Annotated in this window: 16 protein-coding genes; 2 read left to right on the top strand and 14 right to left on the bottom strand. The window is 44.7% G+C overall.

Annotation, left to right across the window (positions count from 1 at the left end):
* Positions 1 to 44 precede the first annotated feature (44 nt).
* The 6 genes from LU279_RS03950 to LU279_RS03925 form a co-directional block, all read right to left on the bottom strand.
* Positions 45 to 1,472, bottom strand: a complete 1,428-nt coding sequence (locus LU279_RS03950; protein WP_274421268.1) for a S1C family serine protease — start codon at positions 1,470 to 1,472, stop codon at positions 45 to 47.
* A 115-nt stretch (positions 1,473 to 1,587) separates the two neighbouring features.
* Positions 1,588 to 2,517, bottom strand: coding sequence for a glycosyltransferase family 2 protein (locus LU279_RS03945; protein WP_274421267.1), 930 nt, complete (start codon positions 2,515 to 2,517; stop codon positions 1,588 to 1,590).
* An 88-nt stretch (positions 2,518 to 2,605) separates the two neighbouring features.
* Positions 2,606 to 4,153: an LCP family protein gene (locus LU279_RS03940; RefSeq protein WP_274421266.1), complete on the bottom strand. Its 1,548-nt coding sequence runs from the start codon at positions 4,151 to 4,153 to the stop codon at positions 2,606 to 2,608.
* A gap of 19 nt (positions 4,154 to 4,172) precedes the next feature.
* Positions 4,173 to 5,576 (bottom strand): undecaprenyl-phosphate glucose phosphotransferase, encoded by a 1,404-nt coding sequence (locus tag LU279_RS03935; protein WP_274421265.1) that lies wholly within the window; start codon positions 5,574 to 5,576, stop codon positions 4,173 to 4,175.
* A gap of 110 nt (positions 5,577 to 5,686) precedes the next feature.
* The gene (locus tag LU279_RS03930; protein WP_274421264.1) at positions 5,687 to 6,640 is read right to left on the bottom strand and encodes a glycosyltransferase family 2 protein; all 954 of its coding nucleotides are present in this window, start codon (positions 6,638 to 6,640) and stop codon (positions 5,687 to 5,689) included.
* A 9-nt stretch (positions 6,641 to 6,649) separates the two neighbouring features.
* Complete coding sequence (locus LU279_RS03925) at positions 6,650 to 8,509, bottom strand: glycosyltransferase family 2 protein (RefSeq protein WP_274421263.1); 1,860 nt, start codon at positions 8,507 to 8,509, stop codon at positions 6,650 to 6,652.
* Between the two features lie 247 nt (positions 8,510 to 8,756).
* Here LU279_RS03925 and LU279_RS03920 point away from each other — a divergent pair, with 247 nt between their 5' ends.
* Entirely contained in the window at positions 8,757 to 9,992 is a 1,236-nt protein-coding gene (locus tag LU279_RS03920) for a D-alanyl-D-alanine carboxypeptidase family protein (RefSeq protein ID WP_274421262.1), read from the top strand.
* 346 nt (positions 9,993 to 10,338) lie between these two features.
* On the top strand, positions 10,339 to 11,475 hold the full coding sequence (locus LU279_RS03915) for a sodium ion-translocating decarboxylase subunit beta (RefSeq protein WP_022067715.1): 1,137 nt from the start codon (positions 10,339 to 10,341) through the stop codon (positions 11,473 to 11,475).
* Positions 11,476 to 11,798: 323 nt separating this feature from the next.
* Here the strand turns inward: LU279_RS03915 and LU279_RS03905 are convergent, their stop codons facing one another.
* From LU279_RS03905 to rfbC, 8 genes are all read right to left on the bottom strand, one after another.
* Positions 11,799 to 14,432 carry a YfhO family protein gene (locus LU279_RS03905; protein WP_274421260.1) on the bottom strand — a complete coding sequence of 878 codons (2,634 nt, stop codon included), beginning with the start codon at positions 14,430 to 14,432 and terminating at the stop codon, positions 11,799 to 11,801.
* A gap of 6 nt (positions 14,433 to 14,438) precedes the next feature.
* Entirely contained in the window at positions 14,439 to 15,287 is an 849-nt protein-coding gene (gene rfbD, locus LU279_RS03900) for a dTDP-4-dehydrorhamnose reductase (protein WP_274421259.1), read from the bottom strand.
* 10 nt (positions 15,288 to 15,297) lie between these two features.
* Positions 15,298 to 17,742 carry a glycosyltransferase family 2 protein gene (locus LU279_RS03895; protein ID WP_274421258.1) on the bottom strand — a complete coding sequence of 815 codons (2,445 nt, stop codon included), beginning with the start codon at positions 17,740 to 17,742 and terminating at the stop codon, positions 15,298 to 15,300.
* An 18-nt stretch (positions 17,743 to 17,760) separates the two neighbouring features.
* Positions 17,761 to 20,178: a glycosyltransferase family 2 protein gene (locus tag LU279_RS03890; RefSeq protein WP_274421257.1), complete on the bottom strand. Its 2,418-nt coding sequence runs from the start codon at positions 20,176 to 20,178 to the stop codon at positions 17,761 to 17,763.
* An 80-nt stretch (positions 20,179 to 20,258) separates the two neighbouring features.
* On the bottom strand, positions 20,259 to 22,442 hold the full coding sequence (locus LU279_RS03885; RefSeq protein WP_274421256.1) for a class I SAM-dependent methyltransferase: 2,184 nt from the start codon (positions 22,440 to 22,442) through the stop codon (positions 20,259 to 20,261).
* Positions 22,439 to 23,695 (bottom strand): ABC transporter ATP-binding protein, encoded by a 1,257-nt coding sequence (locus tag LU279_RS03880; protein ID WP_274421255.1) that lies wholly within the window; start codon positions 23,693 to 23,695, stop codon positions 22,439 to 22,441. Before LU279_RS03880 ends, LU279_RS03885 begins: the two co-directional genes overlap by 4 nt.
* Positions 23,696 to 23,707: 12 nt before the next feature.
* Positions 23,708 to 24,514: an ABC transporter permease gene (locus LU279_RS03875; RefSeq protein ID WP_274421254.1), complete on the bottom strand. Its 807-nt coding sequence runs from the start codon at positions 24,512 to 24,514 to the stop codon at positions 23,708 to 23,710.
* A complete protein-coding gene (gene rfbC / locus LU279_RS03870; protein WP_274421253.1) occupies positions 24,511 to 25,080 on the bottom strand; it encodes a dTDP-4-dehydrorhamnose 3,5-epimerase in 570 nt (189 codons plus the stop codon). Before rfbC ends, LU279_RS03875 begins: the two co-directional genes overlap by 4 nt.

Below are 25,080 nucleotides of genomic sequence, written 5' to 3'. Positions count from 1 at the left end.
ATAACCTCTGCACCTGTAAACTAAAGTTTTTATAAAAATTCCAGTCAATATCCGGAAGGAGGTCTGGCATCTAAAGTCACTTTCATGGTCTGTTCCACATACTCTCCATTGACAGCCCTTGCAATGACCATTTCCACGGTTTCACCTGCCGCATAATAGGAAAGCTTTTCTGCCAGATCGTCACTTCCCGTTACCGGCTGACCGTCCATTTCCATGATCACATCGCCTCTCTGCAGACCTGCTCTCTCCGCTGCGTCACCTTCATTCACTTCCCGAACAAAAGCTCCCGCCGGAACTCCAAACATCTGTACAGCTTCTGTTGTCAGATCGCCTCCACTGATCCCCAGATAACCTGATTCTGAAGATTCAAGCTTATCTCTTGTCTGACGGTTCATAAGCTTTTCCAGAATCGGCTGGGCTGTTGATATGGGAATTGCATACCCCATTCCTTCTACGGCATCCGCCGCATATTTGGCAGAATTAATTCCTATCAGCTCTCCCTTCATATTCAAAAGAGCGCCTCCACTGTTTCCGGGATTGATCGCCGCATCTGTCTGTATCAGTCCTGTTGTGGTCGTTCCATCTTCACTGGAAATGCTCCGATCCAGAGCGCTGACCCACCCCGAGGTAACTGATTGCCCGTATCCAAGAGCATTTCCAATGGCAACTACCTGCTCTCCTACCTGAAGTCCATCTGAATTGCCGATCTTGGCAACTTTAATTTCCGAACGGGTATCCTTCGGAATATCCGACTTCTGAACTGCTACTACTGCAAGGTCGTTTCCCTTGTCCGTCCCCTTGATCTTGGCGCTGACTGCGTCCTTCACATTAATGTCTCCGCTTGCCAGATCTCTGGTTTCTTCCTCTGCATTTGACACATCATTGCCAATAAAGCAGACACTCAGCGTAGTGGCTCCCTCTACCACATGATTATTGGTTGCGATCAGAAGTTCATCCTCATTTTCACCTACAATGATTCCTGAACCACTGCTTTCACTGGAAAACTGCTCTACCGTACCATAAGGACTAAACCCGTAAATGCCAAAAAAACTGGGAATCTCCTGAACACTTACCGAAGTAATGGCAACAACTTCCGGCATTGCCGATCCTGCTACCTCTGACACGCTCCCTGTCCCTCCGGAAGCTTCTCCTGCCGGAGCTGTTGTCTGGCTTGTCTGTTCTTCGCTGTCAGAAAAAAGCTGAACAGATTCTTCTTTTTTGAAATACTTTTCTGCAACTGTATTGGAACACTGAAACACTGCGCTGGCGGTTACTCCGAACACCACTGCCAGAGCTATGGTTCCTGCGATTTTCTTTCCCGGTTTATTTTTCCTGCTGGGCTTTACAGGAGATTTCTGCTCCATTCTGCCGCTGTTCCGATGCATCTGATAATGTTCGTACCGGGGCGGCTCACTGCTTTGTATCTCATGTGTACCGGAATCACTAATGTCCTGGTCCTTTTCATAATCCATGGGCTTACTTCCCTCCCTTCACCACTTTCTTATTGTTATGACACAAGTGTATCAGGGAATTGTGTTCAAAATGTGATAATAGCTTTAAAAAACAGTGTTCCCCAAAATTCTCTTATTATCTGGATTCATTCCAGTATGTCTGATTCATAGTACACCGGAGAACCATTTTTTTTGATAACTTTTTATATCGCTTTCCCATAAAATATCCCGCATATTTGCACCCGCTCTGCATAATAAATCCGGGGATCAAATACCATTTTCCCTGTTTTACAAGATATGAAAGCGTCTTTTTTACCAGTCGTATTCCCTCTCCCTCTGAAGGAACTCCCTCAAAAATTTCCGGATACTGCGCCTGGGAAACTCCCAGATCAAAATTCCTGTGAAACTGCTGGCTGCAGGAATAATTATGAGAGTGAACAACTTTTGCATCCGCAGCATATGCGATTCCATATCCGGCCTGAATAAGACCTGCCGCATAAATCATGTCCTCATTAAAAATCGTCTTTTCTACAAAACCTCCCAGTTTTTTGTAAATATCTTTTTTGTAGGCAGCACATACATTGGAGCAGAAAAAAGTTTTAATTCCCAGAACAGGAAGATCTTTTTTTGTTTTTACTGCCGAATCCTCCGGATAGTTAAAAGATCTTGTATATGCTTCCACAAAACTGCAGGAAGGATTTGGCAGCTGACGGGCATATGCAGCCCCGATATTTTCCTGCCTGTTCAGAGCCTTTACCAGTTCTCTGACAGTATCTTTATCAGAAGGCATTGCATCCTGTGTCATAAAAATCATAATCTCTCCATCAGAAAGCTCTGCCGCCTGTTTTCTGGTTCCCCCATGGTCAAAATTTTCTTTTTTTAAATGATGAACTTCAAGGCAGGGGTGGTCTTTTTCCCATCTGGCATCCCAGAACTGCTCCTCTGTATTCATAACAATAATCCTGCTGACAGGACAGGACTGCTGTTCCAGACATTCAAGAAGATCTGCAAATTCTTTGCCCGGATGATATGCCGGAATAATTACATCAATTTTTTCAGTTTTCATGTTTTTCTCTCTTTCTGGTTATCCTCTGTCCCAAACTGGCAAAAAGGGAATTTCTTTTTAAAGAAATTCCCTTTCCTTATGACTTTGATTATATGGCTTCTCCGGTTCCTTCATCTACGAAACCGTCTTCGGTATCTCCACCGCTAACGTCTCCGCCTCCGATATCTCCACCGCCAACGTCTCCGCCTCCGATGTCTCCACCGCCAACGTCTCCGCCTCCGATGTCTTCACCGCCAACGTCTCCGCCTCCGGTATCTCCACCGCCGACGTCTCCGCCTCCGGTATCTCCACCGCCAACGTCTCCGCCTCCGATGTCTTCACCGCCGACGTCTCCGCCTCCGGTATCTCCACCGCCAACGTCTCCGCCTCCGGTATCTTCACCGCCGACGTCTCCGCCTCCGGTATCTCCACCGCCAACATCTCCGGCATTCGGATCAACCCAGTCTGTGCTGTTATCAATCCATCCGGAACCATCATTTTCAAAACTGATGCCTGCATTCTCATCTTCCGGAGTAACTTTCTGTACATCCTCCAGTTCTCCAAGTCCGCTGACGATCTCAGCAATCTTCGCACTGATCTCCTGAACTGTGCTGGATGGTGTATATGACTCGTCTCCATAAAGGAATTTATGAAGTGCAATTACATTGGACACCAGATCAGCCTCTGAAGTACCTTCCTTTGTAGGAACAATAACGCTTCCTTTTACATTGGAAAACTTAATGCTTGACGGGAATCCGGTTGTCTCATTCAGGCTGTATCCGATCACTGTTGGCAAAAGCTGAAGGATTTCTGTTTTATCCATGGATGTGGATACCATCGGGAATACAGCATCCATAATCTTAAAGATCGTAGGAAGTCCTGCCTTTTTCGCCTTCTGGACGATCAGCTGGATAACTTTTCGCTGTCTCTCTGTACGTCCCATATCAAGGCTTGCCGTGTAACGGATACGACAGTAGGAAGTTACCTGCACACCGTTCAGGTGAAAACGGTAATCAATCTTTTCAATGTCCTCAGGTCTTTCCGGAAGCGGAACCGGCTCAAAAGGCTTTCCTGTTTCCTTGGAAGTTTCCTCACAATAGCTGTTCATGTGTACGATTTCCGCATAGGACATATCTATGTCAAGACCGCCCAGCGCGTCAACAATCTCTGTGAGAGCTGAAAAATTTACAGTTGCATAATCTGTGATATTCAGATCCATGTTTCTGTTCAGCATATTAACTGCAGCTTCCGGGCTTCTCGCATAGGCCGCATTTGCCTTGGAATAAGTATCGTCATACACATTGAGAAGCGTATCTCTGTACACAGAGGCAAGTCTTACATCCTTTGTGTCATTATTCACACTTGCAATGATCATGGTATCGCTGTTCATGCCGCCGGTAGCGCTTTTGTCTCTGTGGTCAATACCGAACAGCGCATAGGTGGTATAACCTGTCAGCTTGGATTCTTCTGCATTAATAGAATCCTGTACTTCCTGGTTCACTTCTATCGGCTGTGCATTTTCTGTCCTGGGCTTGTCAATCTTGTCAAGTCTGGCATTGAGCTGTCCGTAAACATACAGACCTCCGATAAACAGAAGCAGCACAATGATCTCAACCGCAAACAGTATCTTTTTTGTTTTTGACCTTGGTTTTGCCATCTTCTTTCCCCTTATCTTTTTAATATGCATTTTTATTAATGAAACCCTTAAAAATTGTCAGGAACAATATTTTGATATCAAAACCAATGCTCCAGTTTTCAATATAATAAAGGTCACAATCAATACGTTTCCTGATGGATGTATCTCCCCGGTATCCATTTACCTGAGCCCATCCGGTCAGGCCGGGACGAACCTGATGTTTTACCATATATCTTGGAATCTCTTCCCGAAATTTTTCTACAAAGAAAGGGCGCTCCGGTCTTGGTCCCACCAGGCTCATATCCCCTTTCAGAATATTAAAGAGCTGAGGAAGCTCGTCAATACTCGTTCTGCGCATAAACTTTCCGATTCCCGTTACGCGGGGATCATTTTTGACGGTCCATGCTTTTTTTTCTTCTGATTCCGGCTGTATTTCCATGGAACGGAATTTGTACATCCAGAAAGTTTTATTGTGAAGTCCTACCCGCTCCTGCTTGTAGATCAGCGGACCGGGAGAAGTTGCTTTTATCAGAACACACATAAGAAGCATAACAGGAGAAGATACAATGATCGCGGCAATAGAACCCAGAATATCCATTACACGCTTCACCATGGCATTAAAGGTATTACTCAACGGCACATAGCGGATATTGATCACCGGAAGTCCCAGAATGTCTTCTGTATATGGTTTTGTAGGAATAATCTTATTGTAATCCGGAATAAATTTTGTATGCACGCCTGACTTCTCACACATGGCAACAATTTCTTCCAGACGGTAATATTCACTTAATCCAAGAGTGATCGCGATCTCATCAAGCCTGTTTGCAGGAAGGATCACTGTCAGATTGGCAATTCTACCAATCACCTTGATTCCTTTATACACAGTGCCTGCCGGAACATTGTCATCCAGAATTCCTCTGACAATATATCCCCATTGAGGATTCGCCTCGATCCTATCAATATATTCCTCTGCTGCCCGGCTGTATCCAACCAGTATGATCTGTTTCTGGTTCAGCCCCTTTTTTCGCATATCTCTCACAACAGCAAAGATAAGCATACGGACGCCCCATTCCAGCAAAATATTGATCACGCAGAAAATATATACTGTCAGTCGGGAAAAATCGCTCTCTTTCAGCATATATAAAAGGAATACAAAAGCAAGCATTCCCAGCACGTTTGCCTTAATAATATTGGCAAGCATCAGCCTGCGCCCCTGCATATGAAGAGGCTCATAAAGAGTAAATGCCTGATACAGTAACAGATAGCCCGGTATAATGAAAATCAGAGCCAACATGTACTGTTCAAAACTCAGTCCCTTTTCTGCCGAATAGGCAAAAGGCCCCATAAAACGCAGAAGCCATGCGCTTATATAGGAAACTGCCAGTACAATTACATCTATCAGCATCTGAAGGCGGCTGAAATTCTTCTGATTATCCTGAATCAATCTCTGACACCTCAATCCATTTTGTCTATATTATAATAGTTGTTCTTCAAAATCAATGTTTTCTTAGGGTTTATTTTATAAAATTTCAGTAAAACTCTGTAATAAACACTTTACGCCGCCAGTCTGCGGAACATATTAATCCACAGCTCTATCTGGATTCTTGCGTAATGAGGCAGGTTCTTCATAGAAAATTTCACTTTTTTCCCCTGTCTGCTGATACTGAACCCGTTTTTGATCCCTGCCAGATATTCTTTTCCCATTCCTTTTACCGTAAAAAACAAAAGCTTTGTTCCAAAACCGAGAATCAAAAACGGAAGGTTCAGAATGATCTGGATCAAGGGCATATTTTTATAGATCAGATATATGTTGTTTCTGGAAGAATATCTTGTCTTAAACTGGTTGTACCGGGATCCGCTTGTACCGCTTCCCACATGATAAACAAGAGCCTCTGGCGCATACCAATTTTCATAACCATAAATCCTGGCTCTGTACCCAATATCCGTATCCTCCAGATACGCAAAATGTTCCTCATCAAAATACCCGATCTTTTCCAGTATTTTTTTTCGGTAAATGGCTGCTCCGCCGCAGGCGGCAAAAATCTGTTCTTCTTTTTCGTAGGTGTGGATATCTTTTCCTTTGCCCCTGGCATAAGACCACCCCAAAGCGCAGTAATAATTTCCCGCATCATCCAGCCTGTCCCTGTCATGATACTGAACCATTCTGGCTGCGCAGGAAAACGCATTTTTATGTCTTCGTATGGCGCTGAGCATCTGTTCCACAAAATCCTCTGCCACTTCTGTATCGTTGTTAAGAAGCAGAACATAAGGAGCTTTTGCAGCGCGGATCCCCTCATTCACAGCTCTGCAGAAGCCATAATTTTCAGGAAGCTCAATGATATGGACCCAGGAGTAATTTCCTGCCACAAAAGAGCAGCTTCCGTCTGTGGAGCCATTGTCTACAAAAATAACCTCAAAATTTTTTGCGGTCTGCCCTTCCAGACTTCCAAGTACACTGTCCAGAAACGCAATCCCGTTATAATTCGGTATGATTACCGATACTTCCATAAGCCCTCCTTATTGCTTCTTCGTCATTCCCGGGAGAGGGCGAAGAGAGTAATTCCATTTTGTAAGAGAAAGGTTCTTATTATAATAAGGGTCTCCCTTTTTCAGAATATCGATCCACTGACACCGCATATACTCAATTTCCTCCTGGAAACGGCGTACCTTCTCTTTATTGTCCTCTGCTCCCCGTGTTTTTGATTCCATATGATAAAGCTGTACATATGGATCATAGACGATCAGCTTATGATTCTTTCGAACCTTCAGACACAGATCTACATCATTAAATGCTACAGACAGCTTTTCGGTAAATCCGCCTGCCTCCTCAAAGACTGCCCTCTTCATCATCATACAGGCCGCTGTCACTGCGCTCATATCCTGAAGAATCGACGCCTTATGAAGATATCCGGTCCTGTTTGCCGGCATATCCACAAACATATGGCCTGCGATTCCTCCAAGTCCGATCACACAGCCCGCATGCTGAATGGTATCGTCCGGATAGATCAGCTTGACACCTGCCGCTCCCACTTCAGGACGCTGACAAACACCCAGAAGCTCTCTGATCCAGCCTGGTGTGATCACAGTCACATCATTATTCAGAAACAGCAGGTATTCTCCATTTGCATGGCGAACTCCGTAATTATTGATAGCAGAATAATTAAATTCTTTTTTCCATCTGAGAAGCCGGATGCGAGGATCCTGCGACAGTTCTTTATAATACTGAAAAATCTCATCTGTGGTACTGTTATTTTCCACGATAATGATCTCATAATTCGGATACTCTGTTTTTTCTCGGATGGAATCAATACATGCCTTCAGTGTTTCTTTTTCATCCTTGTTTGGGATAATAATAGAAACAAGCGGCTGTCCCTGTACCGGATATTTAACCCGGAAAAATCCCAGATCCGGCGTATGGCTTACTGTTCCTTCTGTTCCTGTCCGCTTCAGATGAGCTTCTATAGCCCGCTTTCCCGCATCAAAAGCGTACATTTTACTGGCAGGATTGTCTGCGGTAGACGCCTTATGAATACGCCAGTGATAAAGGATCTCCGGAATATGTCCTACCTTTTCCGCAGTTTCTATACATCGGAAGATAAAATCATGATCCTGGGCTCCGTCAAATTCCTGACGGAATCCTCCGATCTTTTGTACAATAGAACGCCTTACCACAAAAAAATGGCAGATATAGTTGTTGGATCTCAGAAGATCCAGGTTAAAATCCGGTTTCAGATGAGGCTGAAAATGCTCGTCAAGTTCCGTTGTCACTTTGTCCTCATCTGTGTAAACTGCATCCAGAGCCCGGTCCCGTCCAAGAGCCAGGGCAATTTCATAAAGTGCATTGGGCGCAAGCAGATCATCATGATCCAGAAGCCCCACAAATTCTCCCTGCGCCATTTCAAGCGCCGCATTGGTGTTTCCTGCGATACCTTTATTTTCTGTAAGCTCACTGACCCGGATACGGCTGTCTTTTTTTGTATACTTTTCCAGAACCGTTTTCATTGCTGTATCCTCAGGGCTTCCATTTGCAATACAAAGCTCCCAGTTTCCATAGGTCTGAGCAATCAGAGATTCTATCATCTGGATCAGGAACTTTTCCGGTGTACGATATGCGGGCACTGCCACACTGATCAGAGGACTGTACTCAAAATGATGCTGTCTCTGTTTCTCAAGCTCTGTTTCATCAGGCACATAGGCCTCATACCACGGTCCATAAGGAACTTCCTCCGGCTCAAATCTTTCGTGAAGCCTTATCCAGAACTCCTTTGGACCATAATGCTTCAGATAGCGGAATCCCTTTTGTATGGTGTATGGACTGAGTTTTTTTAGCATCCGTCCCCACTGGATCCTGCCGGCTGAACTTTTTTCTTTATTCATATAAAACCTCGGTTTATTGTCATTTTACATCGTTTTTACATCGAATCCGGGTTTATTTTATCATTCTGTCCCATGTTTTGCAAGGCTGAACGTGTGTATCGGTATTCCAGGCTCACAAAAGTGTTGAATTACATAAAAAAATGGGATATGATAGTTTTTGTAACAGTTTCGCCGCATGCAGAGTAATTGTTGCTGATATTGCGGCACACTACCTTTATTTATCGAACCTTTTACAGGAGTATACTTTATGAAAATAAAAAAATTATGCGCCGGGCTTTTTGCCCTGGGAATGGCTTTTACCCTGATGCTTCAAACACCGGTCAGCGCCGCAGAAGCTGCTCCCGGAATTACAACCAATGCTGTCCCGGGCTGGCCTCAGGGAGCTGATATCACTTCCACAGCCGCAGTTGTTATGGAAGAATCTACCAATACTATTGTCTATGCAAAAAATATGGACCAGCAGCTTTTTCCCGGAAGTACGGTAAAGATCATGACTACTCTTCTGGCTCTGGAAAACAGCCAGCTTACAGATCAGGTTACTATGACTGCAACCGGAGTTTCCGGTGTTACTGACGGAGGAGCCAATATCTCCGCCAACCTTGACGAAGTTTTTACCATGGAGCAATGTTTATATGCCATCATGCTTGTATCCGCCAATGACATTGCCCTGCAGGTTGCCGAACATCTCGGAGGATCTGTGGAAGGTTTTGTACAGATGATGAATCAGAAGGCTGCGGAGCTTGGCTGTACCAATACGGTTTTTACCAACCCTACCGGACTTTCTGATGAAAATCAGCACACAACAGCTCATGATATGGCTCTTATTATGCAGGCTGCCATGAAAAACGAAACTTTCCGCACCATTGCAGGAACTCTTTCCTATACGATATCTCCCACCAACATCTCCGGCGGCGAGCGTGTACTGACAAATAATTTCTCCATGATGAGCGCTGCCAACGCCGCTTATTATCAGAACTGTCTTGGAGGACGGGAAGGATATACAAACGCTTCCGGCAGTACCCTGGTATGTGGGGCAGAAAAAAACGGAGTAACCCTGATCGCAGTTGTACTCCAGGGCGCATCCGGTACAACAGCCGCTGAGGCCGGAAGCCTTTTAAATTATGGCTTTGATAACTTCCAGATGCTTTCTCTTGGAGATACAGACTTTAATATGCTTTCCGGCGGCAATGTTTATGTTCCTGCCGGAACTGCTGCCGACTCTCTTACCACCAAAGACAGCACACCGGAAAACGGACAGTACACCCGTCAGTATTACTTTGGCAACACTCCTGTAGGAACTTCGGTAATGGCTGCGGTACAGGAACAAGATACGACTCTTACAGATGCCGGAGAAAAAAATATGGAAGCTGCCAGAAACTATTCCAAAAAACACACGGCGATTCCTTACTATGCGATTGCCGGTATAGGAATTCTTCTTCTTGGTTTTCTGATCTACAGAATTGTAAAAACAGCAAAATCCTGACAGATGACTGAGCATGTCAGTTACTGTTCACTTCATTTTCAGTAACCGAAAAAAATGCATTCCAACTTACCTTCGGTGGCAGTATTTTGGCCTGTATGTTTCAGAATTACAAAAAATTTCTTGAAAAAAACTTTTCCATACTGTACAATATCCTTGATATAGGGGAGTAGTCAGCACTGTATGGTGCGATTAAGTCAACACCTTGAGCCTCCGGCTCTGGCTTAATCTATACCTTATGCTTTTGGTATACGACAAGACCTGTGTTCCGCATTAAGAGGAGCACAGGTCTTTTTTACTGAAAATCTTCAGGCAGACTTTCCCGTGAAAAAAATCAGGAGGAACCAGTATGGATTTTTTAATTTCCGGCATCACATCTATCACCCCCCAGCAGATCGTTATGTACGTGATCGGCGCTGTGCTGATCTGGCTTGCCATTAATAAGGATCTGGAACCGGTACTGCTTCTGCCTCTGGGATTCGGAGCAATTCTTGTAAACCTTCCTGCTTCCGGTGTTCTGAATCAGACACTTGCAGGTATCGGTGAAACAAATGGTATTATCGAGTGGCTCTTCAATGTAGGTATCGAAGCTTCCGAGGCAATGCCTCTGCTTCTGTTTATCGGAATCGGAGCCATGATCGACTTCGGACCACTTCTGTCCAACCCCAAGCTGTTTCTTTTTGGAGCAGCCGCACAGTTCGGTATTTTTGCCGCAATCGTTGTTGCATGTTTCCTGGGCTTCGACTTAAAAGACGCTGCGTCTATCGGTATCATCGGAGCAGCTGACGGCCCTACTTCCATCCTTGTATCTCAGGTACTTGGCTCCAATTACATAGGACCTATCGCCGTGGTGGCATATTCCTACATGGCGCTTGTTCCTATCATCCAGCCTATGGTGATCAAACTTCTTACAACAAAAAAAGAACGCTGCATCCATATGGAATACAAACCGGCTACAGTTTCCAAAAAAGCAAAGATCATTTTCCCGATCGTGGTTACTTTTATCGCCGGCCTTGTAGCTCCAATGTCCGTTTCTCTGGTAGGATTCCTGATGTTCGGCAACCTGCTCCGCGAGTGCGGTGTGCTGAATAATCTTTCCGATACCGCACAGAACGTACTGTCCAATCTGGTATCCCTTCTTCTGGGTATTACCATTGCATTCAGTATGAAGGCTGACACTTTTGTAAACAAAGAAACTCTTCTCATTATGCTGATCGGTCTTGCAGCCTTTATCTTCGACACTGCTGCAGGCGTACTTTTTGCAAAGCTTATGAATCTTTTCTCCAAGGAAAAGATCAATCCTATGATCGGTGCCGCAGGTATTTCCGCCTTCCCAATGGCAGCCCGTGTAGTTCAGAAAATGGCGCTTAAAGAGGATCCAAGCAATGTTCTGATCATGCAGGCCACAGGTACAAACGTATCCGGTCAGATTGCTTCTGTTGTTGCAGGTGGAGTTATCCTGAATGTTGTTGCAAGTATTCTGTAAGAGAAAGGAGATATCTCTATGAATTCTGTGCTTATTATGCAGGCACTTGAGGTTATGTGGAAAGGAATGCTGAGTATTTTTACAGTAATCATCATCCTGACTATTCTTGTGTATCTGATCAATAAATTCCTGAAATAACAGGAATATCCAAAAGGGACTAAACAACTGCCTTAACGGCTGATGTTCAGTCCCTTTTTATTTGTCATAAAGCACAGTTCTGACTTCATGTTTCATCTCCGTCTTTCTGACGACTTTCCGATAAATGATAGGGAACTCCTTATTCCTGTGCCTTACTTTTACGATTGCTTCAAAAGCTTATTTTCTTATTTACTTTTCACTTTCAGATATTTATCTTTCTTCCACAGAGATGCCATACGGCTCACTGCAAACAGCGCCCAGAATACTGTACTTCCGACTGCCCCTGCTTTCAGTCCCGGAGCCTCAAATTTCAGCTCCAGACTGTGATCTCCCTCTGGGATATGACATGCCAGAAAGCCAATATCGCCTCTTAGCAGTTCTGTTTCTTTTCCGTCCACAGTAAGGCTCCAGCCTTTTTCACAGGGAATCATAAACAGTCCATAGCCGTCAGCTTCCGCATGAACGGTTCCTGTAATATGAGCATCTTTTTCCGGATCATCCAGAATGATCTCAGAGGATTCCATTACCTGCCTGTCCCTTTCGGAAACAACGCTTTTAATGTCAGAAAACTCTTCCAGATCTGTAATCTCAGATGCCGGATTATCATCTGAGGGTTTTGTAGCTTTGTTTTTTTCATCTGATTTCTCTGTTTTCCTCTGATCTTCTTTCTCTGCTTCTTCTCCTTCTCGTGGAAGAGCGATCACACTTTCCAGAAGCTCATCTCTGTTTTCCTCTGTACACAGTGCTTTCATACTGTCCTCTGTCACCGCATCCGTATAAAAATGCGCAGTTTCTGCCTGAGCCTCATTCTCATGAATATAAAGGCTTCCCACCCTGTCAAGAAGTTTCCAGCCCTCCTGAGGTGTTTTCTGTCCTGAGAGCAGATAACGTATTCCAAGGAACGCTGCAAGACGGTTTTCTTCTACATTATTCCAAAAAGTATAATGGTTCCGGTCTGCAAAAAACAGTTCCGGACAGCAGGTTTCCACAAATTCTTTCACATAACCGTTCATAACAGAATTATAGGAAGAAATACCATTATACCCCTGAGCAGAAGCATCCATGGCAACCGTTCCTGATATATAATCCTTTTCCACCCGGTAAAAATCCGGATCTTTCTGTTCCAGATAATCCAGACACTGCCCCAGATCTGCACGGTACATTTCTCTGAAAAAATCCTGCGGTTTGTTCATTTCTGCCCGGTATTTTGTTTCTTTATCGCCCGATTTTCTGTCTGCTTCATACTGGACCATTTCCTGTTCCATACTCTCTGCAGGTGTATCAGTTTTTTTCATGGTGACTCTTGCCTGGAAGTTCGCTGCGCCCTCAGACGCTACATTTACCAGAAGTGCCAGCGCCAGCACAGCCAGGATCCCCTGGCGAACAGTCTGCTTATATACAAAATTTAAAAGAATAAGGCATAGCGCCATCACTGTTCCAGTTACAGCCAGGATCAGGATATTTCTTTTATATTCTGCAAAACCTGCCTGTTTCCAGCCTTCCAGATACACCCAGCCCATAAGAACCGCTACAGCCAGGATCAACGTCAGACAGAGTTTTCCTCCCTTTCTCAGATAATCCCACATCCACGCCATTGCCATAAGAAAAAACGGGATCAGAACAAAGGTATACCTCTGCGTAGGCTCTGTGAAATAGTTGAACACAGTTCCCCCAACCGGAAAGATCACACCGATAAAAATCAGACCCGCCGCGCTGTACAGCACTGCTTTTGCTCTTTTTTTCATCTGGGCTTTATGCAGTACAAAAAAGAACTGAACATTCAGAAACACTGCCAGAACAGAGCAGAAAAAGATGGGATCCTCATAGTAATTCATGGCATAGGACTGAGGTCCTTTTGCAAGTCCGAATCCGTTCTGAAGGTTACTGGAAAACAGATGCTTTACCATAGAATCATAAACCTTTGTGTGATAAGGTGTAAAGCACTGCTGAAGCCACTGCAAAAATCCGGTTCCCTGGCTGTCAAGACGGGAAGAAACATTCAGAAGCACCTCTGCCATAGGAAGAAATACCACAAGGCTCATACCCACGCCCAAAAGGATTTCGCCACATCCCAGAAGAAACTTCCTCACTCTCTGTCCCAGAGTCATATCGTCCACCATCAGGATCCTGAAAAGAAGATACAGTCCTGTGGCAGCCAGGCACATATAGGTAAAATATACACTGTAGATCCCACAGAGAAATACCATGACCGGGAAGAATCCCCGCCCTCTTTTCTTCTGGATAAACTTTTCACAGAAAAGCAAAAGCAAAGGAAGATAGATCACTGCTGTCCCAAACTGATAATGCTGTCCCCACACCAGAAGAAAGCCGCTGAAACCATATGCATAAGAGGCAACCAGCTTCGCCCCTGGACTGAAGGAAAACTGAGCCAAAAACCAGTAAAAGGCAAGCCCTGCTGTCAGCATTTTTACAATCTGGATCAGATTCAGATACATCAGCATATGAGCAGGCCCCAGTATCACTCCAAGGCCGTACAGCAACATCAGAAAGGGATCGAACAGATTAAAATTAAAAAGATTCACTCCCATTCCATTGGAAAAATCCCACAGAGAAAAGCTTCCGTCCCGGATGTCATTGACAATAGCAGTATAATTCATAATATACTGCTGCCAGGTGTCGCTTCCGATATCGTTAAAAACCATCAGCTGATCTCCAAAAAGATAGTCCCGGAACATGATCAGACTGCTGACTGCCATCAGAAAAAGCAGCAGAGCCGGATATTTCAGATCTTTTCCACACCATTTAGTAAAAGCGGTGGCTTTATCCACCGCTCTTTTTTTCTTATGTGTATTATTCATATATACTTACATGATCTCCTTCAGATAACGGGCAAGGGCATCCTGCCAGTCCGGAAGGCGTGTAAAACCGTGTTCTGTCAGTTTTTTCTTTTCCAGACGACTGTTGGAAGGTCTTTTTGCCTTTGCAGGATACTGATCAGAGCTTACCGGAGTTACCGTTACGTTCATTCCTGCCTGACGGAAGATCTCCTTTGCAAAATCGCACCAGGAAATATATCCGCCCTCATTTGTCACATGATACTTTCCGTACTCTTCTTTTTCCAGCATATCCACAAGGAGCCTTGCCAGATCATAAGTGTAGGTAGGAGTACCGATCTGATCGTCCACAACAGTCAATGTGTCATGTGTTTTTCCCAGGTTCAGCATTGTCTTGATAAAATTCTTTCCATTGACGCCAAACACCCAGGCAATACGCACAATATAATACTTATCGGTGTATTTTTCTACGGCAAGCTCTCCCTCGTATTTCGTCTGGCCGTAAACATTCAGCGGCTCTACCACCGGATCATCCGGCTCCCACGGACGGGTTCCCTGACCGTCAAACACATAGTCTGTGCTTAAATAGATCATTGGAATATCCATTTCTCCACACATTCTTGCAATGTTTTCTGTTCCGTCCACATTGACCTTGCGGCACACTTCCACTTCATCCTCTGCCGCATCCACAGCCGTCCATGCAGCACAGTGTACCATCTTGTCCGGGCGGACTTCTTCCATCACTCTGCGCACAGCCTCGGCATCTGTGATATCCATTTCCGCCACATCTACGCCTATTCCCTCATATCCTCTCTTTGCCAGCTCATTCATCACATCATGGCCCAGCTGTCCGTTTACTCCTGTAACCAATACCTTCATGACAAACCTCCTATATTCTTTTCAGCGAAAAATCCTGGCTCTTTAATGTAAGATTCGGATTATAATAAGGATCTCCGTCCCTCATAATATCCGGCCAGCGTCTTTCAAAAATCTGGATTTCTTTATTAAACCGTGCAACTTTTTCCGGTGTATCCTCAAGCCCTCTTGACTTTGACTCATAATGATACAGCTCTGCATAAGGATTATACACAATAAGATAACCTGCAGCTCTCAACTTCATACAGAAGTCAATATCATTAAACGCAACTGCCAGCTCCTCTGTAAGACCTCCCACCTCATCAAAGGCGGACCGTTTTACCAGCATACAGGCTGCTGTAACTGCGCTGTAATCCTGAGCACAGATAATCCGGTGGCAGTAGCCTGTAGTCCCTCTCGGCTGTAGCACAAAGCAGTGTCCTGCAATGCCGCCAAAACCAATGACAACTCCCGCATGCTGAATGGTATCGTCCTCATAATACATTCTTGCACCCACAGCGCCCACATCGTTTCGCATACAATAACCCAGAAGCTGTTCCAGACAATCCTCATTGATAATTTCCGTATCGTTGTTCAGAAGCAGAATATATTCACCTTTTGCAAAAGTGGCTCCGTAATTATTGATAGCAGAATAGTTAAACTCTCTGTCCCAGTAAACCACATGAGCCCTGGGGTTCTCTGCCTCCAGCTTTTTATAATACTGGAAGGTTTCTTCCTCCGTACTGTTATTTTCCACAATAATATACTCATAATTCTGATACGTGGATTTTTTGTCAATGGAGTCCATGCACCGTTTCAGATCTGCAATATGATCCTTGTTGGGAATGATAATGGAGATCAGCGGATCATGATCCCGGAGAAACCTTGTACGGTAAAGTCCCAGGAACTCACCCTGAATTACTTCTGCGTTGATTCCCGTTCTCTTATAATGCTCTTCAATGGCTCGTTTTCCCGCCTCAAAGGCATAGGTCTTGCTTTCCGGATTCTCTGCTGTGGAATCCTCATGGCAGCGCCAGTGATAAAGAATCTTGGGAATATGATAAATCTGCTCCGGCTTTACGGTTTCCACACATCGGAAAATAAAATCATAATCCTGCGCCCCGTCAAATTCCTTACGAAGCATTCCAATCTGGCTGATGATTTCTCTGTCCACCACAAAAAGATGACAGATGTAGTTTACCGTACACAGCAGATCCGGATTATAATCCGGCTTAAAATGAGGCTGAAAAAACTTGTGCCCGTCCATGGACATTTTATCCTCATCGGAATAAAGGATACGGATATCCCTGTTTTCGTTTAAGGCCTTTACACACTGGAACAGCGCATGGGGCGTCAGCTCATCATCATGGTCTGCAAAAGCAATGTAATCGCCTGTAGCCGCCTCAATTCCCGCATTGGTATTTTCGGAAATCTGCAGCGCTTTCTCATGAAAGATCACTTTAATTCTTTCATCAGAAGAAGCCAGCGCTTCCAGAAGCTTACGGATGGGAGAATCTGCACCGCTGCCGTCTGACAGACAAAGTTCCCAGTTTGGATAAGTCTGAGCTTTTACGGTATCCACCAGCTGGCGGAGATATTTTTCCGGAGTCTTATATAGCGGCACGACAATGGAAATCTTAGGCTGATACTCAAATTTTGTCCTTCGCTGCTTTTCCAGCTCCTTTGAGCCGGGAAGATGGCGGAGGATCCATTTCTGATAGGGAATTTCTCTTGTGGACGCAGTTTTCACCTTGGATACCACCTTGCCCACCATAGCTGCGCTTCCCTGGCTTTTCCAGTATCGCAGTCCTTTTTTTACATATTTTTCTACTTTTTTGCGGAAAACAACAGCCGGATTCAGATGAACTATGTGGACAGATTTTGTATCTCCTGCATAAAACACAAGGTACAGAAGTTTTCCGGTAAGGTTTGTAAGCTCCACAAAAAATCCGGATTTGTCTTCGCTGTCCATTTCCTCATAAAGCTGTTCTACATCCACACGCTCGGTACGAAGGATCTCCGCATTTAATTTCTGTTTGTTTTCATCAAAAATCTGGATTTTTACTGGCTCATCTGCCACTGCCCAGCCTCTGATCCGCAGAAATCCCTGCTGTACCTTTTCCTCTTCAATAAAAAACTGAGGCTTTCCTCTTCTTTTTTCCAGCTCTTTTGCAGAAACGGAAAACCAGCAGATCCTCCTGTCCGGCATATCCGCATACACAGTCAGCTTCTGACAGCCTTCCAGGGACTTCGGAAGACGCACAGACGCTGTGATCCTCTCGCCTCTCATCAGATCCGGATCTTTAAATCTTTCCAGGGCGCTGACTACTTCCAGCCGCTGAATTTCCGCCTTTACCTCAGAGCCGTCCAGACAGGCGCGCATTTTTGCTTCCTTTGGCCAGGTTCCCTGCAGAATATACTGACAGGGATCCTTCAGGTGAAACCGGTCCTTTGTTACCTCAAAAATCTCTCTTGACATATCCAACCTCACAATTTCTCAGTCTTCTCTCAGGGAACAGTCTCCCTCTGTCACCGACAGGTTCGGACTGTAATAAGGATCGCCTTTTTTCAGCTGATCTTCCCATTTTTCCCGAAAACGTGTTATTTCTTTTTCAAAGCGGTACTGTTTCTCAGGAGTATCTTCCAGACCTCTTGATTTGGACTCATAGTGATACAACTCCGCATAGGGGGTAAAGACGATTTTTCTGCCTATATCCCTTATTTTCATACAGAGGTCAATATCATTAAACGCCACGCGGAAGCTTTCATCAAAGCCTCCCACAGCCCGGAAATCACAGGCATCTACAAGCATACAGGCTGCTGTCACTGCGCTGATCTCCTGAACGCTTACCATTCTGCCGAAATATCCCGCATCCTCCCCGGATGCCCGGCACATCACATGGCCTGCAATGCCTCCAAGCCCCAGAACCACCCCTGCGTGCTGGATGGTATCATCCGGATAATACAGCTTGGCTCCAACAATGGAAACGTCTTTCTGCTGGCAGATCCCAAGCATTTCCTCCATCCAGTCAGGCGTCAGGATCTCCACATCATTGTTCAGAAACAGAAGGTATTCTCCTTTTGCCTGCTCTGCGGCAAAATTATTAATAGAGGAATAATTGAATTCTTTTTCCCAGGTCAGGATTCTTACTCTCGGATAACGCTCATGAAGCTTCTCATAATAGGCAAAAGTTTCTTTTTCCTCACTGTTGTTTTCTACAACCAAGACCTCATAATTCTCATAGGAAGTGCGCTCTGCCATAGAAGAAAGACACAGCTCCAGATCCTCCGTATGGTCTTTGTTTGGAATGATTACAGAAATCATGGGATTTCCCTGGATCTTCAGTCTGCTCCTGTACCATCCGGGCCGTTCTGTCATCTCCACCTTCGCCGGGATCCCCATTCTTTTATAATGCTCTTCCACAGCTTTTCGTCCCGCTTCAAAAGCATACGCCTTACTTTCCGGATCTGCTGCCGTAGAATCCATATGACAGCGCCAGTGATACAAAACCTTTGGAATATGGACAATTTTTTCTGCCTGCTCACAGCAGCGGAAAATAAAATCAAAATCCTGAGCTCCGTCAAATTCTTTCCGGAAATATCCCGCCTGCTCTGCAACCTGTCTTTTTACTGCAAAAATATGACAGATGTAATTGTTATCCCGAAAACGGAACAGGTTAAAATCTGATTTGAAATGAGGATCAAAATAATGCTGTCCGTCCATGCTGACCTTGTCCTCATCTGTGTAAACCACATCTGCATCCTGATCGTTAATGGCCTTTACAATCTCAAACAGTGCGTCAGGCTCCAGCGTATCATCATGGTCACAGAGCATCAGGTATTCCCCTCTGGCAAGCTCCATGGCTTTATTTGTGTTCACAGAGATCCCGCCGTTGGATTTCAGCTTTTTGTAGCTGATCCTTACCTCATGTCTGTAATTTTTTTTCAGAAACTCATGAACTGTTTCGTCCGGGCTTCCGTCTGCCAGACATAGCTGCCAGTTTCCATAGGTCTGCTTTCTTATGGACTCGATCAGTTCCTTCAGATAGGGAAGAGGGGTACAGTAAAGTGGGATCACAATACTGATCAAAGGCTTTCGGACAAAGGAAGTATGCTTCTGCTTCCATGCCTGACGCCGGTTCAGGGAATGACGTTTCAGCCATTGCTCATAATCTCCCCGGGTACTTTCCTGACGGTTCAGGATCCTGTTAAAAAAGCCTTTAGGCTTCTTCTCTTTGCGAAGCTTCTGAACATCTATTTCATAAATCTTTTCCACCGAAGATCCTGTAAATTTAAGCAGGATCTTTTTTCCTGAAATTTCATCTAAAGAGACTGAAATACGGAATCCTATTTCCTGATTTTTGTAAATCTCATCAAGACCACAGCGCTCCACCACATCCGGCCGCCGTCCTCTGCTCATCCTGCAGGCAACAGAACTTCCGTCCTCGTTTACAGCAGCAAGCTCTGTATCGCCTCTCTGATCTACAGCCCAGCCCTGGATTTCCAGCATAGTATCATAAAGGATTTCCACTCTGTCCAGATGATATTCCAGTAGACTTTGCTTCAGAAAGCTTTTTAGCTCATCTGCACTCTTCTTCCACACAGAAACTCTCTGTTCTCCGTCTGTAAGAAACAGTTCAATATGCTGAAACTGTTCGGCAAGCTGATCAGCTCCCGGAATCCGCAGCCGGAAGCCCGGAAGGAACTCTCCAAAATCCACTGCCAGAGCCTGAGCCACATCCGGTCTTTCATAGCTTTCAGGAGCATCCAGAACAATCTCCTGATTTCCGTCACCTATCAGGCAAAAATTCTTTTGCTTTCTGTCTGGTCCGGCATACCAGCCTCCAAGACTTAACACCTGTCCATGCCTGTCATCATATTTTTCTTCATCAATGCTGAAGCGCAATTCTTCCATATTTCATCCTCATTCTGTCTGATCTGAAGGCCGGAATTTTGCCTTCAGACCCTTTCTTTCTGCCATTTATCTCTGACAGCTTATTTTTTCTTAATGCTTCTGTATAATTTCCAGATTTTTGTGTTTTCCATCTGACTGATCTTTTCTTTCAGTCTGCGGATCTCTTCGTCCTTTTCCGCTGATACCAGACCGAAGCTCTTCCAGAACTTTTCTCCCGCATCCTGCGCCTTCATGATCTCAATTTCAATCCTGAGTTTTTTCTCTCCACTGATATTTCCGATCACAAACTGGGGATCTCCGCCGCCGAAATAATAGCTGTCAGCTCCTACCGGAAAACCGTTTGTGGTAAAATCTGCCTTTATGTCATTTTCAAATGTAAGTTTCCGGAGGATCAGACCGCCTGCTGCTTCTCCCGGATCAAGACGAAGATTTTTCACATTATCCGGAATCTCAAGTTCCATACTGATCCCTGTTCTATTCATAGGGTAAACTTCGGAATCTTCCTCTGAGAATCCATTTCCCCGGTCAAAAAACACCTGAAGTCTCCGTTCTGCCCCGGCTGCTCTCATCTGCTCATAATAGGGAAGAATCTCCACCTTGCCCGGAGAAACATCTTCATACATAGAAAGAAGAGGCACATGACTTCCCTGCATATACTTCTGGAAATTCTTTTCCATTTGTGCGTAAACGGCAAGTTCTTCCTGGGTAATGCCTGCCTTGCCATAAAAATCTCTGTCCTTCAGAACACGACGCTTTCCATCGCTTTCCAGATAATAATGGATCATCCGATACAGGATAAAACCTGCTGGAATCGGAAAATCAAAGGTCCACTCATAATCGATCACAACCTGTCTGTCCTTCAGGATCAGGATATTGGCAGGTACCAGATCAATATTGGACATTTCTGCGCACGGATACTCTCCGTTCAGCTGTACATCCCCAAATACCCGGATAAACTCCGGTGTTTTTATAAATGTGCTTCCACTGTGAATACTCTGAATCTTTTTCAGATAAGAAAAGAACAGTTCCTCCAGCTCTGAAAATTTCCCCTGAGCCAGAAGCCGATCCAGCTTTTCTTCCAGAGTCATTCCCTCCAGATACTCCAGTCTTGCAGCTCCGTTTACTGTTTTGCAGAGATTAAGTTCCAGCCCCTGCTTTTTATAATCTTCTGTAAGTTCTGCACAGATCCGTTCCAGACCGGCTGTATGCTCACAGGCCTTTTCATTTGCAGGAAGCTTCTGCACATATCTCTCAAATCTGCCCGGCTCACAGATATCTGTTCTCAGAGCAAAACGCACGTCCCGCTCGTTGGAAAACTTGGTATACACAATCTCCGGGCAGATCTGTTCTTTTCCGATCAGGAGAAGAAAGGAATTGGAAAACTCCGGAAACATATCATTATCCAGAAGCGAATCATAAACAGGAGATTCCTGAAACAGCTGCAGACGCAGCCGGTCAAAATTCGTTTCCATACGGTTCAGCTCTCCCTTTAAAGGAAGCCGCCTGTCTGAATATATGGTCATGGGAAGCTTGTAATCTGGAAACGGATAATACCACTGGGCTTTCAGATTCCCTGCTTTTTCCAGAATTTCTGTAAGCTCTTTTTTGGTAAAGGTCTTTACACCCTTTGTTGTCGGATAGCCTTCCAGCCCCTCGAATAATGTTCCAAAGTGATCCTCTGTACAGCCTGCCCAGTATTTCAGTCCAAAACGGTTTTCGATGGCAAGAACGATCTGTCCGCCCGGTTTCAGATGACGGGCAATGGTTTTCAGAAAATCCACATAAGGGGTATCACTCTGAATATAGTTTTCCCCATACTCAAAAACGCCGATCAGAGTAATGTAATCATACTTCTCCGTCAGCGCAGGCTCGATCTCCTGAAAATTTCCCATAAGTATTGTGAGATTTTCGCAGTCTTTATGTCTCCAGGCATTGATCTCACTTCGTTTTTTGGACAGCTCAATACAGGTGACTTTCTCTGCTTTTTCACAGAGCGCACCTGTAATAGCGCCACAGCCGGAACCGATTTCCAGCACATTTTCTTTTCCGGTAAACGGAAGCCAGCTTAAAATATTTTCCCTTACGTGGGAAAAATGATAGAGAATGGGCCAGCTTTTTCGCTGTGCGATCACCTGGTTCCACTGCTCTTTGGGATAAGTTCTGGCAATTTCCAGCATTTCATCCTCTATGGCTCCGTCACTGTATAAATCCTGTCCCGGATAACAGGTATCATCCAAGACTGCCTTACCGATTTTTTCTATCATGCTTTTTCTCCGTAGCGAATCTCCACTTTTGAGTTCATATCATAAAATCCAACTGTGTTCTTGTTGGAAACCACTGTGATATTACATGCGTCATACAGCCTGTGGAAAACTGTAAACTCTCCGTCCTTATATCCGGTGCAGCCAAAGGAAAGGAGATATTCCCCTCCCTGCAGGAACATTTCCTGCTCAAAGGTCACAGTACAGCAGTCTCCTGACTGAGAATGTTCCACCGATTTTTTTTCAAACAGAGTGTTGGTCCCTGTGATCTCTGTACCCTTGATATCCTTAAAGGTATAGGCCATGATCGGTTCCTGAATATCCTGATGAAATACCACCTTCATCCGAATCCGGAAGCTGCTGCCCTTTTCAATAGTATTGGTACAGCGGCCTTTATCATCCAGAACTGCAAAATCCACAATCTCCGCAAGCTTGGTTCCATATTCCAGCATATTGGGATTTACCTGGAACTGCTGGCTCCAGTTTTCTTTCTGCTCTTCTTTCTTTTCCTCGGCTTTTGCAGGATCCTGACCTACCAGAAGCTGCTTGTACATATCCACCATCTGTTTTGGAGAACCTTCTTCCAGCTTCACTCCCTTGTTCAGAAGAATCACTCTGTCACAATACCGGGAAATGCTGCTCAGGTCATGGCTGACAAAAAGAATGGTTTTTCCCATTTTTTTAAATTCTTCAAATTTCCGGTAGCACTTTGCCTGAAAGAACACATCTCCTACAGACAGCGCCTCGTCAACGATCAGAATTTCCGGATCAATATTAATGGCAACCGCAAATGCCAGACGGACAAACATACCGCTGGAATAAGATTTTACAGGCTGATAAACAAAATCTCCGATATCTGCAAAATCCAGGATATCCTGAAGTCTGGCATCTACCTCTTCCTTTGAAAATCCCATCATGGTTCCGTTGAGATATACGTTTTCGATTCCTGTATATTCCATGTTAAATCCGGCTCCCAGCTCCAGAAGAGCGGAAATCCTTCCGTCCACCTTCACTTCTCCTGCAGTGGGATTCAAAACTCCGGTAATGATCTTGAGGATTGTGGATTTTCCGGAACCGTTTGTTCCGATGATCCCCACAGTTTCTCCCCGCTCCACCTGAAAATTCACATCTCGCAGAGCATAATGCTCTCTGACCGGAACCTTAAAGCCCAAAGTTTCCCGCAGTCTGTCTGAAGGCTTATTATATAATTTATACATCTTGTCCAGATGTTTTACCTGAATTGCAAATTCACTCATTTTTTTCTCCGTTTACAGTACATCTGCAAAATGTACCTGAAGTTTTTTGAACAGTCTTGTTCCAAGGAAAAACAGTACCAGTGTAAAGGCCCAAAAATACAAAGTCAGAGCCGGATGCTGCCAGAATCCCACATGATCGATCAGAGAATCACGATATCCCTGTACCACATAAAATACCGGATTCAGCTTCAGGATCTTTGTAAGGATTCCCGTAAGACCAAGGTCGCTGAAATTCCACATAATGGGAGTTACCCATATTCCTACCTGAAGCGCAATGTTGATGATCTGACTGAGATCCCGGAAAAATACCACTACTGCGCTGGAAAAATAAGTCACTGCCAGGATCAGCATAAAAATACAGAAGCTGTAATAAATAAGCTGAAGCGCATACCAGGTAGGCGGATAGCCCATACAGGTATAGATCACCAGAACGATCAGCACAAAGAAGCAGTGGACAAACCCGGCTGAGATCACTTTTACCACAGGAAGGATGCGGATATTAAATACTACCTTTTTTACCAGATAATTGTATTCCAGAAGAGAATTTGTACCGCCTGTAAGACCGTCCTGCAAAAAGAACCAGGGTACCAGACCTGCCACCAGCCAGAGAACAAAAGGAACTCCTCTGTCAGCTCCGCTTCTTAAAGCCAGACCAAACACAAACCAGTACACACAGATGGTAACTACCGGCTGGATAAAGGCCCATATGGTTCCGAAATAGGAACCTGCATATTTTGTTTTAAAATCGTTTTTTGCCAGGGAAAAAACCAGTCGTCTGTTCCTGTACAATTCCCCTGGCAGCCATGTCTCTTTTTTCAATCCTTTTTGCTCCTGTTTGCGGAATATTCCTGAAAACTTCCCCATTTTTTATCCTTGTCAGAAAGAATCAGTTCCATTCCCTCCGGAATCGGCCATTCTACTGCAATATCCGGGTCGTTGTATGCAAGTCCTCCCTCATCATTTGGATGATAAAAATCTGTGCACTTATAGGCAAACTCAGCAGAATCAGAAAGAACAAGGAATCCGTGTGCAAAGTTCTTGGGAATGAAGAACTGTTTTTTATTTTCTGCAGAAAGCAGAACTCCGTACCACTGTCCATAAGTAGGAGAACCTTCACGAAGGTCCACAGCAACATCATAAACCTCTCCGCTTACTACACGGACCAGCTTATCCTGCGGGTAATTGATCTGAAAATGAAGTCCCCGGAGAACGCCTTTTCTGGAGCTGGACTGATTATCCTGAACAAACTCCTGGTCAATACCTGCTGCCTTGTAATCATTGTAATTGTAAGTTTCCATAAAGTATCCGCGCTCATCGCCGAACACTGCAGGAGTGATCACTTTTAATCCTTCAATATGGCAGGTCTCTACTGTAATTTTTCCCAT

The organism is Blautia sp. XA-2221, assembly GCF_028767025.1.
In the GTDB taxonomy this organism is placed as follows: Bacteria; Bacillota; Clostridia; order Lachnospirales; family Lachnospiraceae; genus Blautia_A.
Note: the sequence above shows the minus strand (reverse complement) of the source record. Positions and strands in the feature narration are given on the sequence as shown.